Origin of the sequence: Streptomyces sediminimaris (genome assembly GCF_047049295.1) — a bacterium.
In the GTDB taxonomy this organism is placed as follows: Bacteria; Actinomycetota; Actinomycetes; order Streptomycetales; family Streptomycetaceae; genus Streptomyces; species Streptomyces sediminimaris.
Map to the genome: position 1 here is coordinate 1,803,961 of NZ_JBJWOT010000001.1, position 12,590 is coordinate 1,816,550.

Genomic DNA, 12,590 nt, shown 5'->3' on the forward strand with positions numbered 1-12,590 from the left:
GTACCTGCAAGGGAAACACCGTGACCAGACTCAGCGTCGAGATGCTGGCAGCGGACGCACCCGCGCCGATCACCTCGGCCGGCCACGCTCAGCTGGGCATCGCCGTACTGGCGGGCATCGCCGTCATCGTCGTGCTCATCACCCGGTTCAAGCTGCACGCCTTCCTGTCCCTCACGCTCGGCTCGCTGGTGCTCGGCGCGGTCGCCGGCGCCCCCCTCGACAAGGTGATCACCAGCTTCACCACGGGGCTCGGCGCCACGGTCGCGAGCGTCGGCGTACTGATCGCCCTGGGTTCGATCCTCGGCAAGCTGCTGGCGGACTCCGGCGGCGCGGACCAGATCGTCGACACGATCCTCGCGAAGGCGGGCGGGCGGACCATGCCGTGGGCGATGGTCCTGATCGCCTCGGTGATCGGCCTGCCGCTGTTCTTCGAGGTCGGCATCGTGCTGCTGATCCCGGTGTTGCTGATGGTCGCCCGGCGCGGCAACTTCAACCTGATGCGGGTCGGCATCCCGGCCCTCGCGGGTCTGTCCGCGATGCACGGCCTGATCCCGCCGCACCCCGGCCCGCTGGTCGCCATCGCCGCGGTCAAGGCCAACCTCGGTGTCACGCTGGCGCTCGGCATCCTCGTCGCGATACCGACGGTGATCATCGCCGGTCCGCTGTTCTCGAAGGTCGCGGCCCGCTGGGTCGACGCCCCGGTCCCCGAGCGGATGCTGCCGCCGCGCGCCTCCGAGGAGCTGGAGAAGCGCCCGGGCTTCGGCGCCACCCTGGCCACCGTGCTGCTGCCGGTCGTGCTGATGCTGCTCAAGGCCCTCGTCGACCTCGTCGTGGACGACCCCGCCGACCTCACCCAGCGCGTCTTCGACTTCATCGGCAACCCGCTGATCGCCCTGCTCGCCGCCGTACTCGTCGGCATGTTCACGCTGGGCCGGGCCGCCGGGTTCACCAAGGGTCGGCTCACCGAGACCGTCGAGAAGGGCCTCATGCCCATCGCCGGCATCATGTTGATCGTCGGCGCGGGCGGCGGCTTCAAGCAGACGCTGATCGACTCCGGTGTGGGCCAGATGATCCTGGACGTCTCCAAGGACTGGTCGATCCCGGCGCTGCTGCTGGCCTGGCTGATCGCGGTGATCATCCGCCTCGCGACCGGCTCCGCGACGGTGGCGACGGTCTCGGCGGCCGGCCTGGTGGCCCCGCTCGCGGCCGACATGTCGACCACGCACTCCGCCCTGCTCGTCCTGGCGATCGGCGCCGGCTCGCTGTTCTTCAGCCATGTCAACGACGCCGGATTCTGGCTGGTGAGGGAGTACTTCGGCCTGAGCGTCGGAGAGACCGTGAAGACCTGGTCCGTCATGGAGACGATCATCTCGGTGATCGCCGGCGCCCTGGTGCTGCTCCTCTCCGTGATCATTTAGGGGTACGGGGATGAGTCACCCGCTGTTCGACATCAGCGGCCGTACGGCCCTGGTCACCGGCTCCAGCCGCGGCATCGGGCTCGCCCTGGCCCGCGGACTCGCCGAGGCCGGCTGCACGGTGGTCCTCAACGGACGCGACGCCGGCCGGCTCACCGAGGCGGCGGCGCACCTGCCCGGGGACGTCCGCACGGCCGTGTTCGACGTGACCGACGGCGCGTCGGTGGCCGAGGGGATCGCGGACGTGGAACAGCGGGTCGGCCCGCTGGACATCCTGGTCAACAACGCGGGCATGCAACTGCGCGCGCCGCTCCTGCAGTTCACGGACGCGGACTGGCACCGCGTCCTGGACACCAACCTCACCAGCGCGTTCCTGGTCGGCCGTGAGGCGGCCCGCCGGATGACGGAGCGCGGCCACGGCAAGATCGTCAACATCTGCTCGCTGCAGAGCGAGGTGGCCCGCCCGGGCATCGCGCCCTACGCGGCCACCAAGGGCGCCCTGAAGATGCTCACCAAGGGCATGTGCGCCGACTGGGGCCCCCGGGGCATCCAGGTCAACGGTCTCGGCCCCGGCTACATCGAGACGGAGCTGACCCGGGCCCTCGTCGAGGACGAGGAGTTCAGCGCCTGGGTGCGCGGCCGCACGCCCGCGGGGCGCTGGGGCCGTACGGAGGACCTGGTGGGCGGGGTGCTGTTCCTCGCCTCGCCCGCCGCGGACTTCGTCAGCGGGCAGATCCTGTACGTCGACGGCGGAATGACGAGCGTGCTGTGAGGGGGGCGACTGCCGTGCCGCGGGCGCTCGGTTGTGTGATCCACGGTCGGGGAGACCTGCGCGTGGAGGAGCTGACGGTCCCCGAGCCGGGGCCGGGCGAGGCGCTGGTCGCCGTGCGCTACGGCGGTGTCTGCGGCTCCGACTTGCACTACTGGCGGCACGGCGGCGTCGGCGACTTCCGCCTGCGGGAGCCGATGCTGCTCGGGCACGAGGTGGTGGGGACGGTCGTCTCCTACGGCTCCCCCGAGGTGCCGGCTCCGGCCGCCGGTACGGCCGTCGCGGTGCACCCGGCGACTCCGTGCGGGGTCTGCCCGGAGTGCGCGGACGGACGGCGGCACGTCTGCCGTGACACCCGCTACCTGGGCAGCGCGGCGCGCTTCCCGCACGTCCAGGGCGGTTTCGCGACCCGGATCGTGGTGCCCGCCGGCCAGTTGAGACCGCTCCCCGAGGGCCTGGGGCTGCGGCGGGCCGCGCTCGCCGAGCCGCTGTCCGTCGCGCTGCACGCGGTGCGGCGGGCCGGTGAGGTGGCCGGCAGGCACGTCCTGGTCACCGGAGCCGGCCCCATCGGCTGCCTGGTCGTCGCCGCGGCCCGGGCGGCGGGCGCCGCCCGGATCACGGTCACCGATCTCCTCCCGGCGGCCCTGGAGTACGCGCGTCTCGCGGGCGCCGACACCGTCGTCCGCGCGGACGACCCGGCCGACACCGGGTGGCCGTCCGGGGAGTGCGAGGCCGACGCGGCCGTGGAGGCGTCCGGGTCCGCCGCCGGCCTCGACACCTGTCTGCGCCTGGTGCGGCGCGGCGGGGTCGTGGTCCAGCTGGGCATGCTGCCGCCCGGCACCACCCCCTTCGCCGGCAACCTCGTCGTCAGCCGCGAGATCGAACTGCGCGGAGCGCTCCGCTTCGACACCGAGATCGACGACGCACTGCGCCTCCTCGCAGCCGAACCCGCCCTCGACGCCCTGATCAGCGCGGTGATCCCGATGACGGACCCCGAAACCGCCTTCACCCTCGCGGCCGACCGAAGCCGCTCCTGCAAGGTCCTGCTGGACATCGGGGACTGAGCCGGGTCCCCGCCGGAAACCGGCCGACCACTCCACCGGACCGGCGCGAAACGCCCCCGCTACGGCACCGAGACCGACGACGCACTGCGCCTCCTCGCAGCCGAACCCGCCCTCGACGCCCTGATCAGCGCGGTGATCCCGATGACGGACCCCGAAACCGCCTTCACCCTCGCGGCCGACCGAAGCCGCTCCTGCAAGGTCCTGCTGGACATCGGGGGGTGGATTTCGGCCGGGGATCGGTGATGGACCTCTTCCCCGGCGGCGCCCGCGGCCCGATGATGAAGAGGCCCCCGGACCCAGGCGTCCGGGGGTCGACTGTGTCGGGGGGCATCATGGCGATTTCCCTCGGGATGCGTATCTCGGGGCTGCTCGTGGCCGGGGCGGTGGCGGTGGCCGTCACGGCCTTCGACGGTGACGGGAGGGGCACGCCGGACGGCGGGGGCGGGAGCACCACGATCGTGACGGTCGGGCCGTCGGGCGCCGCCCGCCCCTCCGCGGCGCCCCGGCCGGCCGCCCCCCGGGAGTCACCCGCGGGCGAGGCGAGCGGCACCGTGCCCGCGGGCGGCAGCGGCCCCCCGCACGTGCCCACGGCGCCGCCTCCACCGAGCGCCTCCCCCTCGCCGTCCTCCTCCGGCAGCCTGCTGACCGGCCCGGTGTGGCTTCCGCCCGGTCCCGCCGCACCGGAGGCCGCCGGCGTCGCCGACCCGTCGAGCGTCTACGACCGGCTCCACGACCCGCGCCGGTGCCGGGCCGCCGCGGCAGTGATCCCCGGTTCGTCGGCCGACCCCGAGTGGCGGGTGCTGCGCGCCCTCGCCGACGCCTGCCTCGCCCTGCAGGGGCAGGGCGACAGGTGGAGCACGGTCGCCGAGGACCACGCCGACCTGGCCGGGAAGCTCGGTACCTGCAAGGGCCGAGCCGCCTACGCCGTGCTCGGCGGGCTGCTGGACTTCCACCGGCGCCACCCCGGCGCCACGGCGGAACCGGTGCCCGCCCCGGACGGCGCTCCCGCCTGCGCCTACCGGATCGCCGGTGTCGGCACCGGCGGCGACGGCGTGGCGCGGCCGGGCGACACGGTCACGATCGAGCTGCGGGACACCTACTTCGACCAGACCGGACTGCTGCGTTCCGCAAGCGTGTTCATCGGCGGGCGCCGCCTCGCCGGGCCGCCCGTGCCGAAGTCGCGGTCGGGCGACCGCCTGGTGCTGTCCGCCGTGGTGCCGCCCCTGGACCGCTACCCGCGGCCGGTCGACGTGGTCGTGAGGTACGGCGGCACCGAGGCGCGGCTGAAGGACGCCTTCACCGTCGCGGCGCCCACCGCGCTCCCCTCGCCCGGCCTGCCGTCAGGGACGCCACAGGGGGTGCTCACGCTCGGCCCACTCCCGGTCGACCCGTCCCGTCCGTAGCCCGCTGCGGGCCTCCGGGTCGCCGATCGCCATGCCGATGTGTCCGGCCAGCACGATCCCCATCGTCAGGGCCAGCCAGTCGTGCACGAACGTCGCGCTGGTGCGCCACATGATGGGGGTGAGATGGGTGAACCACATGATCAGGCCCGTGCCGAGCATCACCAGCGAGGCCCCGGCGATCCAGGCCGCGTAGATCTTCTGCCCGGCGTTGAACTTGGCCGCCGGCCGCGAGGAGCGGCGCTTGTCGCGGCGCAGGGCCGCGCGCAGCCAGACCCTGTCGTGCGGCCCGAAGCGGTTGAGGTGCCCGAGGTCCGCGCGGAAGTGGCGGGAGAGCAGGCCCGCGAGCACCGGCACGGGCAGGGCGAGCCCGGCGCACTCGTGGACGCGGACCACCAGCTCGCGGCGGCCGACCAGTTCGGCGAACTGCGGAATGTAGAGGAAGGCCGCCGTCACCACGCAGACGCCCATCAGCGCGGCCGTCGTGCGGTGCACCCAGCGCTGCGCGGGCCCGAACCGGCGCACCCCGGTGACCGGCGGGGTGTGCGCCTCAGCTCGTAGGGTCATCGTCGCGTCCGTTCGAACGGCCGACCCAGGCGTCGACGTCGTAGCCGAGGTTCTCCCAGTAGCCCGGCTTCACCCGCTCGGTGACGGTGATCCCGGAGAGCCACTTGGCGGACTTGTAGAAGTACATCGGCGCGACGTACAGGCGGACCGGGCCGCCGTGGGCGTGGCCGATGTCCCTGTTCTGCATGCGCAGCGCCACCAGGACGTCGGAACGGCGCGCCTGGTCGAGGGTGAGGCTCTCGGTGTACGTGCCGTCGAAGCAGGTGAAGCGGACGGCACCGGCCGAGCCGTGCACCCCCGCGGCGTCCAGCAGCCGGGACAGCCGTACCCCTTCGAAGGGGGTGGCGGGCACCCGCCAGCCGGTGACGCACTGGACGTCCTTGACCAGCCTGGTCTGCGGCAGGGCGCGCAGGTCGTCCAGGGTGTAGGTCTTCGGGCGGTCCACCAGCCCGCCGACGGTGAGACGGTAGTCCGCGGCGTTCTTGTGCGGCACGGAGGAGGCGACGGAGTAGTACCGGAAGCCGCCGCCGTTCGGAAGCAGACCGGTCAGGCCGGTGGGGTCCTTGTCGGCCGCGGCGCCGAGGAAGCCCTCCAGGGCGTTCTGCAGCGTGGGCGCGGCGACCACGCCGAGGGCGCCCAGGCCGATCGTGCCGAGCAGGACGCGGCGGCCGATCGGAGCGCCGCGTTCCGCCGGGGGCCGCGGTGCGCCGGGTTCCTCGGGCTGTTGGGAGTTCACCTGTCCATTCGAACACCCGCCACCCGGCCGGGACCAGGAATCGCGGGCACCCGTCAGGATTCCGTCATCTTCTCACCGGCCCCCCGGAAGCCGGCGTGCTCTCGACGGCCCCGGAAGCCGGCGCGTCCACGACGGCCCCCGGAAGCCGCCGGGTCCTCGACGGCTCCTGGAAGCCGGCGCGCCTTCGACAGTTCCCGGACGCCGGCGTGCTCTGAGCCGCCCCGGACACCACCGCGCCCACACCGACCCCCGGGAGACTGCCGCGCCCACACCGATCCCCCGGACACCGCCACGCCCTACACCGGTCCGCCGGACACCGGCGCCTCCTCACCGATCCCCCGGACACCACCGCGCCCACACCAGTCCCCCGGACACCACCGCCCGCTCCCGCCGGGAGGGCGCCGCTACGGTGTCTCCCGCGCCGCCTTGTCCAGCTGGAACGCCTCGTTGCCGAGTCCAATGCGGGCGTGGGCCTCGGGTGAGCGGGAGCGCAGCCAGAGGCCCTGGACCAGGCCGACGACCAGGGCGAGCCCGATGATGCCGGGCAGCACCCGGCTCAGGACCGAGTCGGGCCCGGTGCCGACCAGGACGTCGAAGTCCTTGACCGTGTAGCCGGCGATCACCAGCAGCCCGGCGGCCGCGAGCGCGGAGGTGACCAGCCGCCAGGACTGGGCGCCCACGGCCCCGCGCCGGGCGAAGAAGACGATGACCGACACGGAGGCCGCCGCCATCAGCAGGATCACGCCGAGGGCGCCGACGTTGCCGAACCAGGTGAACAGGTGCAGGACCGGCGCGGTCGGGTCCCCGGCCGGCCCGTCGTCGGCGACCGCGAAGACGACCACGACCACCGCCGCCACGGCCGTCTGCAGCAGGGAGCCGGTGCCGGGGGCACCGCTCGAGCCGGTGGTCCGGCCGAAGGCGCTCGGGAGCAGGCCCTCGCGGCCCATCGCGAAGGTGTACCGGGCGACGACGTTGTGGAAGCTGAGCATGGCCGCGAACATGCCGGTGACGAACAGGACGTGCAGGACGTCGGTGAAGGTGGACCCGAGCCGGGACCCGGTCAGTGAGAAGAGCATGCCGGCGCTCTCCTTCTGTGCCACGCCGACGACCCGGGAGGGGCCGGCCGCCACGGTCAGTGCCCAGCTGCTGAGGGCGAAGAAGACGGCGACGCCGCCGACCGCGTAGAACATGACGCGGGGCACCAGGATGTGCGGCCGGCTGGTCTCCTCCGCGTACACGGGCGCCTGTTCGAAGCCGAGGAAGGCCGCGATGCAGAAGCACAGCGCGGTGCCCACGCCCGCGCCGCTGAGCGTGTCCGGGTTGAAGGCGTGCAGCGACAGGCCCTCCGCCGCCGGGTCGCCGATCGCGGCGACGTCGAAGATCACCACCAGGATCACCTCGACGACCAGCAGCACGCCCAGCACGCGCGCGTTGACGTCGATCTTCAGCCAGCCCAGCAGACCGACGACCGCGAGGGCCACCAGCGACGGTATCCACCAGGCGACCGTCAGGTCGGCGTAGGTGTCGAACAGCCCGGAGACCTCGAAGCCGAAGATGCCGTAGATGCCCACCTGGAGGGCGTTGTAGGCGACCAGCGCCACCAGGGCCGCGCTCGCGCCGGCCGTGCCGCCCAGGCCGCGGGAGATGTAGGCGTAGAAGGCGCCCGCGTTGTGGACGTGCCGGCTCATCTCGGCGTATCCGACGCTGAACAGGATCAGGACCACGCCGAGTGCGACGAACAGCAGCGGCTGCCCGACGATGCCCATCACCGCGAATGTGGTGGGCATGACACCGGCGACCACCATGAGCGGGGCGGTCGCGGCGAGCACGGAGAGCAGCAGGCCCCCGGTGCCGAGGCGGTCGGCGCGCAGGGCGCGCTCCTGGCCCAGATAGGTGCGGATGCCGTCGGAGGTGGAGTCGGGGGTGGATCTGCTCGCACTGGAACTGCCCGTGGTCATCGGGGACCGTCCTTCTGTCGGAGTCGGGAGTGTCATGCCGTGCCCAGCGCGGCGGCGCGCGCCGCGCGGAAGGCGGAGTGCGGATCGCGGTCCGGATAAGACCACGGGGCGGCGGTGGCGTGCTCGCCGATGCGGTGGAACAGGGCGGCGGCCTCGGCTCCCCGGCCCCCGCAGAACTTGGCGTGGGCGAGGAAGTTGAGGTCGATCAGGCGGCGCGGGTGGCCCTCGTGCTCCCACTCCAGCCACCAGTCGAAGGCGGCCTTCATCACCTGCCGGGCCCGGCGCCCGCTCCAGTGCCCCGAGGCCACGGGGTCCCGGGACTCCTGTCCGGCGGCGGCGAGGACGCGGTAGCGCTCGGCGTGCGCGACGACGGGCAGGATGGCCAGCGGGGAGTCGGCGGGGGCCTGTTCGGCGGCCCAGTTGGCGAAGTCGTAGACCTCGTGCAGCGGGTCGGGGCCCGCGCCGGGGTGCCGCTCGGCGAGGTGGGCGACCATCAGGTGGTGGGCGTGGTGGTGGTCGGGGTAGCGGCCGCGGATCTGGTCGAACAGGCGCGCGCTGTCGTCCCCGGTGCCGGTGCCGCGCTCCAGCAGGAGCAGTCCCAGCCAGGGGGTGGGGTCGGCGGGCACGTGGGCGGCGGCCGCCCGGCAGGCCTCGCGGGCGCGCTCCGGCTTCTCCCTGCCCCGCAGGGCCCGCTGGACCAGCGCGAGGGCGAGCAGCAGGGCCGCGTCGGCGGAGTCGGGCTCGGCGAGCAGCCAGTCGCGGGCCCAGGCCTGCGCGTAGGGCTCGAGCGCCAGCACGGTGACCCGGTGGCCGCGGCGGTCCCAGTCGTCACCCGTCTGCACGAGCAGCGACCGGGCGGCCTGCCACCGGCCCTGCGCCAGCGCCGCGCGGGCCGCGAGGAGCCCGGCGTCGTCCAGCGCCGCGTCGAGGGCGTGGGCCGCGCGCTTGCGGCCCCGGCCGAGGGGTGGCGGGGGTGGAGACACCGCGGGAACGTCCTCACGCGACGCTGTCCGTCGCCTGATATCGATGTGCCGTCGACTGGTCACTCACAGCAAACCCGCAGCCATCGGTTCGAGTCAAGGGATCCACCGCCGTTACACGCGTCAACTCGCGTGGCGGGCGGGGCACTTGGAACCGGACAGCCCGCAGCCGTGGTGAATATCCGCTTTCGGCGTGTGGCGTACGCCATGGCGGCGCGGCTCCGGGCGCCTCACCATGGCGAAGCGGCCGCGCACCGTGGCCGGCCGCCGGGCGGACGTGACCGGGTCGGCTGCCCGGATCCGGGTACTTTCCGAAGCACACCCGGCGAGGGGGCGCTACAGTCGCCCAAACGCACCCCGAGGCCCCGCCCGACGATCGAGGTACGCGCGTGTCCGTTCTGGTTCTGATTCTCGCCGTGAGCGCGGCCTGCTGCCTCGGCTTCGGATTCGTGCTCCAGCAGAACGCGGCCCAGCGCGCACCGCTCAGCGACTTCCTCTCGCCGCGGCTGCTGGTCGACCTCGTGCAGGTGCCGCGCTGGCTGGGCGGCATCGCCCTGATGGTGGCCGGCATGGTCCTCGGCGCGATCGCGCTGAGCCAGGGCGAGATCTCCCTGGTGGAGCCCCTGCTGGCCACCAACCTCCTGTTCGCGCTCGGCCTCTCCCGCACGCAGACCAGACAGGCGCTCGGCCGCCAGGGCTGGACGGGACTGGTGCTGCTCGCGGGGGGTGTCACCGCCTTCATCGTCGCGGGGGAGCCGCGCGGCGGCACCGCGGTCACCGACCCCACCCGCCACTGGCTGATCATCGGTGCCATGACCGGCCTCGCGCTGCTGCTGACCGCCTGCGCCAAGCGCTCGCGCCTGCGCGCGGGCCCGGTCCTGCTCGCCCTCGCCGCGGGACTCCTCTACGGCGTCCAGGACGCCCTCACCCGGATCAGCGGCCAGCGCTTCTCCGCGGGCGGCCTGACCGATCTGGTCACCACCTGGCAGCCGTACGGCGTCGTCGTCATCGGCGTCACCGGCCTGATCCTGGTCCAGAGCGCCTTCGAGACCGCGCCCCTGCGCATGTCGCTGCCCGCCCTCACCGCCGCGCAGCCCCTCGCGGGCATCGCCTGCGGGGTCGGCTTCCTCGGCGACCGGCTGCACACCGACGCGGGTGCGCTCGCCTGGGAGGCGGCCGGTCTCGCCGCCATCGTCGGCGGCATCGTCCTGCTGGGCCTGCACCCGTGCATGCCCAGCGGCGCGGCCAGGCCGGAGCGGGTCCGGGACCTCCAGCCGAACTGACGCCGGCCTGCTTGGATGGCCGTATGACGAGCCCCGCAGACGAGATCCTCGACATCGTCGACGAGAACGACCAGGTCCTCGGGCAGTCCCCGCGCGGCGCGGCCTACGCCCGGGGCCTGCGCCACCGCTGTGTCTTCGTCGAGGCCAGGGACGCGCAGGGCCGCCTCTTCGTCCACCGCCGCACCCCGACCAAGCTGGTGTTCCCCTCCCGCTACGACATGTTCGTCGGCGGCGTGGTCGGCGCGGGCGAGTCCTACGACGACGCGGCGCTGCGCGAGGCCGAGGAGGAACTCGGCGTCAGCGGCCTGCCGAGGCCGCGCTTCCGCCTCAAGTTCCTCTACGACGACGGCTCAGGTCACAGCTGGTGGTCGGCGGTGTACGAGGTGCGCTGCGAGCTGCCGGTCGACCCGCAGGCGGAGGAGGTGGCCTGGTACGGCTTCCTGCCGGAGGCGGAGGTGGAGCGGCGTCTGGCCCAGTGGGACTGGGTGCCGGACGGGCTGGCGGCGTACGAGCGCCTGAAGGCGCTGCGGGCCGCCGGATAAGGTCCGTCGCGTGATCGCTTTCGTACGGAACGTCCGGCTCTGGTTCGCGCCCGAGGAGGTGCGCGAGGAGGGCAGCACGCCCGACTACCGCTTCTCGCTGGCGAACGAGCGCACCTTCCTGGCCTGGATGCGCACCGCGCTCGCGCTGATCGGCGGCGGGTTCGCGGTGGACCAGTTCCTGCCGGACCTGCGCTGGGCCTATCGCGTCGGGCTGGCGCTCGCGCTGCTCGGCGCGGGCGCGCTGTGCTCCCTGCGCGCGGTCAACCACTGGATGACCTGTGAGCGGGCCATGCGCCGCGGGGAGGACCTGCCGGCCTCCCGGTTCCCGGCGGTGCTGAGCGTCGTCGTGACCGTGGTGGCCCTCGTGATGGCCGTCGTCGTGCTCGTCGGGTGGAAGGGATGAGCGCCGGCCCGGGTCCCGGGCGCGACCCCGGCCTGCAGCCGGAGCGCACCCGGATGGCCTGGCGGCGCACGACCCTGGCGAGCACCGTCGCCACCGTCCTCGCCGTCAAGTCCGCCCTGCACGGCGGCGCGTCCGCGCCGGCGACGGTCGCCGCCGCCCTGGTCTGCGTCCTGTGGGTCGGCTTCCTGCTCGTGGCCCACCACCGCATCCGCGCCCTCGCCACGACCGCGCCCCCGGCCCTCACCCCGCGCCACGCCACGGCCGCCGTCCTGTGCGCGGTGGCGGTGGCGGCGTGCGGAGCGGCCATCGTCCTCTGACCGCATCCGGGAACGACCGCCCCGCCCCGCGCCCTCACTCCCACTCCGCCGCGCGGCAGCGCACCGAAGGGGCGCGGGGAACTGCGCGACCAGCCACCGGGCCGCGACGGACGGCAGGCGGGCCGGCAGCGGGCACACGCCGGCCCGCCCCTCAGCGGAGCGATCAGGGCACCGTCACGACGATCTTGCCGCGGGTGCGGCCCTCCTGGCTGAGCCGGTGCGCCTCCGCCGCCTGTTCCAGCGGGAAGGTCCGGGACACATGGACGGTCAGGGCGCCCTGTTCCACCAGTTCGGTCAGGTGCAGCAGGTCCTGGGCGTCCGGGCGGACCCAGCAGTACAGGCCGCCGTAGCCGGTGACGTCACCGTCGGCGATCGACGCCAGGCGGCCCTCCGGGGCCAGCAGGTTGGCCGAGGCCTTCAGGGCGTCGCCGCCGACCGTGTCGAAGACGGCGTGCACACCCTCGGGGGCCAGCCCGCGCACCCGCTCGACCAGCCCGTCGCCGTACTCCACGGGCTCGCAGCCGAGCCCCCGCAGGAAGTCGTGGTTGCGCTCGCTCGCCGTGCCGATCGGGCGGCCGCCGAGATGCCGGACCAGCTGGACGGCCATGGAGCCGACCCCGCCGGCGGCCGCGTGCACCAGGACGGTCTCGCCCCGCCTGACCTGGAGCGCCTTGACGAGCACCTGGTAGGCGGTGAGCCCCGCCAGCGGCAGCCCGGCCGCCTCCTCGAAGGAGAGGTTGCGCGGCTTGCGGGCGAGGGTGCGCACCGGGGCGGCGACGTGTTCGGCGAAGGTCCCGCGGGAGAGGAAGTCCTCGCGCACGTAGCCGATGACCTCCTCCCCGGCGGTGAACTCCCGCACGGAGACGCCCGGCCGCACCACGACGCCGCAGACGTCCCAGCCGGGCACCACCGGGAAGACGGCGTCGATCATCGTGTCGAGATACCCCTCGCGGCACTTCCAGTCGACGGGGTTCACGGCGGCCGCACGGACCTCCACCAGGACCGCGTCCGGACCGATCTTCGGGTCGCGCACCTCGCCGTACTCGAGCACGTCGGGTCCGCCGTACCGGCTGTAACTGATGCCCTTCATGTCACCGACCCTCCGGGGTCCCCCGGCGCCACGCAACCGGGATGCCCCGATATGCGCCGAACGCGT

General features: G+C 73.8%; 13 protein-coding genes. 8 read left to right on the forward strand and 5 right to left on the reverse strand.

All coding sequences use genetic code 11. The features are described from left to right. Window positions 1–20: 20 nt before the first annotated feature. The 4 genes from ACJ9NR_RS08395 (at window position 21) to ACJ9NR_RS08410 (ending at window position 4,651) form a co-directional block, all read left to right on the forward strand. Window positions 21–1,418 carry a GntT/GntP/DsdX family permease gene (locus tag ACJ9NR_RS08395; protein ID WP_412488935.1) on the forward strand — a complete coding sequence of 466 codons (1,398 nt, stop codon included), beginning with the start codon at window positions 21–23 and terminating at the stop codon, window positions 1,416–1,418. Between the two features lie 10 nt (window positions 1,419–1,428). Beyond that, complete coding sequence (locus tag ACJ9NR_RS08400) at window positions 1,429–2,187, forward strand: SDR family oxidoreductase (protein ID WP_412488934.1); 759 nt, start codon at window positions 1,429–1,431, stop codon at window positions 2,185–2,187. A gap of 14 nt (window positions 2,188–2,201) precedes the next feature. Further along, entirely contained in the window at window positions 2,202–3,248 is a 1,047-nt protein-coding gene (locus tag ACJ9NR_RS08405) for an L-idonate 5-dehydrogenase (protein WP_412490487.1), read from the forward strand. Window positions 3,249–3,580: 332 nt separating this feature from the next. Next, the gene (locus ACJ9NR_RS08410; protein ID WP_412488933.1) at window positions 3,581–4,651 is read left to right on the forward strand and encodes a hypothetical protein; all 1,071 of its coding nucleotides are present in this window, start codon (window positions 3,581–3,583) and stop codon (window positions 4,649–4,651) included. Here the strand turns inward: ACJ9NR_RS08410 and ACJ9NR_RS08415 are convergent. From ACJ9NR_RS08415 to ACJ9NR_RS08430, 4 genes are all read right to left on the reverse strand, one after another. Then, the gene (locus ACJ9NR_RS08415) at window positions 4,589–5,215 is read right to left on the reverse strand and encodes a cytochrome b/b6 domain-containing protein (RefSeq protein ID WP_412488932.1); all 627 of its coding nucleotides are present in this window, start codon (window positions 5,213–5,215) and stop codon (window positions 4,589–4,591) included. The genes ACJ9NR_RS08410 and ACJ9NR_RS08415 overlap by 63 nt on opposite strands. Beyond that, a complete protein-coding gene (locus tag ACJ9NR_RS08420; protein WP_412488931.1) occupies window positions 5,199–5,951 on the reverse strand; it encodes a molybdopterin-dependent oxidoreductase in 753 nt (250 codons plus the stop codon). Before ACJ9NR_RS08420 ends, ACJ9NR_RS08415 begins: the two co-directional genes overlap by 17 nt. A 404-nt stretch (window positions 5,952–6,355) precedes the next feature. Further along, the gene (locus tag ACJ9NR_RS08425; RefSeq protein ID WP_412488930.1) at window positions 6,356–7,909 is read right to left on the reverse strand and encodes an APC family permease; all 1,554 of its coding nucleotides are present in this window, start codon (window positions 7,907–7,909) and stop codon (window positions 6,356–6,358) included. A gap of 32 nt (window positions 7,910–7,941) precedes the next feature. Further along, the gene (locus ACJ9NR_RS08430) at window positions 7,942–8,892 is read right to left on the reverse strand and encodes a hypothetical protein (RefSeq protein ID WP_412488929.1); all 951 of its coding nucleotides are present in this window, start codon (window positions 8,890–8,892) and stop codon (window positions 7,942–7,944) included. A 386-nt stretch (window positions 8,893–9,278) separates the two neighbouring features. Between ACJ9NR_RS08430 and ACJ9NR_RS08435 the strand changes: the two genes are divergently transcribed. From ACJ9NR_RS08435 to ACJ9NR_RS08450, 4 genes are read left to right on the forward strand one after another with little or no spacing between them, the layout of a single operon-like run. Continuing rightward, window positions 9,279–10,172, forward strand: coding sequence for a DMT family transporter (locus ACJ9NR_RS08435; RefSeq protein WP_412488928.1), 894 nt, complete (start codon window positions 9,279–9,281; stop codon window positions 10,170–10,172). A 23-nt stretch (window positions 10,173–10,195) separates the two neighbouring features. Beyond that, a complete protein-coding gene (locus ACJ9NR_RS08440) occupies window positions 10,196–10,714 on the forward strand; it encodes an NUDIX hydrolase (RefSeq protein ID WP_412488927.1) in 519 nt (172 codons plus the stop codon). Window positions 10,715–10,724: 10 nt separating this feature from the next. After that, the gene (locus tag ACJ9NR_RS08445; protein ID WP_412488926.1) at window positions 10,725–11,117 is read left to right on the forward strand and encodes a YidH family protein; all 393 of its coding nucleotides are present in this window, start codon (window positions 10,725–10,727) and stop codon (window positions 11,115–11,117) included. Further along, entirely contained in the window at window positions 11,114–11,434 is a 321-nt protein-coding gene (locus tag ACJ9NR_RS08450; RefSeq protein ID WP_412488925.1) for a DUF202 domain-containing protein, read from the forward strand. The genes ACJ9NR_RS08445 and ACJ9NR_RS08450 overlap by 4 nt, the downstream gene beginning before the upstream one ends. A 163-nt stretch (window positions 11,435–11,597) precedes the next feature. Here the strand turns inward: ACJ9NR_RS08450 and ACJ9NR_RS08455 are convergent, their stop codons facing one another. After that, window positions 11,598–12,524 carry an NADP-dependent oxidoreductase gene (locus tag ACJ9NR_RS08455; protein WP_412488924.1) on the reverse strand — a complete coding sequence of 309 codons (927 nt, stop codon included), beginning with the start codon at window positions 12,522–12,524 and terminating at the stop codon, window positions 11,598–11,600. Window positions 12,525–12,590: the final 66 nt, after the last annotated feature.

Coding starts and splice junctions, on each gene's coding strand:
- ACJ9NR_RS08400 (WP_412488934.1), top strand. CDS start 1,429: ATGAGTCACCCGCTGTTCGACATCAGCGGCCGTACGGCCCTGGTCACC.
- ACJ9NR_RS08410 (WP_412488933.1), top strand. CDS start 3,581: ATGGCGATTTCCCTCGGGATGCGTATCTCGGGGCTGCTCGTGGCCGGG.
- ACJ9NR_RS08415 (WP_412488932.1), bottom strand. CDS start 5,215: ATGACCCTACGAGCTGAGGCGCACACCCCGCCGGTCACCGGGGTGCGC.
- ACJ9NR_RS08425 (WP_412488930.1), bottom strand. CDS start 7,909: ATGACCACGGGCAGTTCCAGTGCGAGCAGATCCACCCCCGACTCCACC.
- ACJ9NR_RS08440 (WP_412488927.1), top strand. CDS start 10,196: ATGACGAGCCCCGCAGACGAGATCCTCGACATCGTCGACGAGAACGAC.
- ACJ9NR_RS08450 (WP_412488925.1), top strand. CDS start 11,114: ATGAGCGCCGGCCCGGGTCCCGGGCGCGACCCCGGCCTGCAGCCGGAG.
- ACJ9NR_RS08455 (WP_412488924.1), bottom strand. CDS start 12,524: ATGAAGGGCATCAGTTACAGCCGGTACGGCGGACCCGACGTGCTCGAG.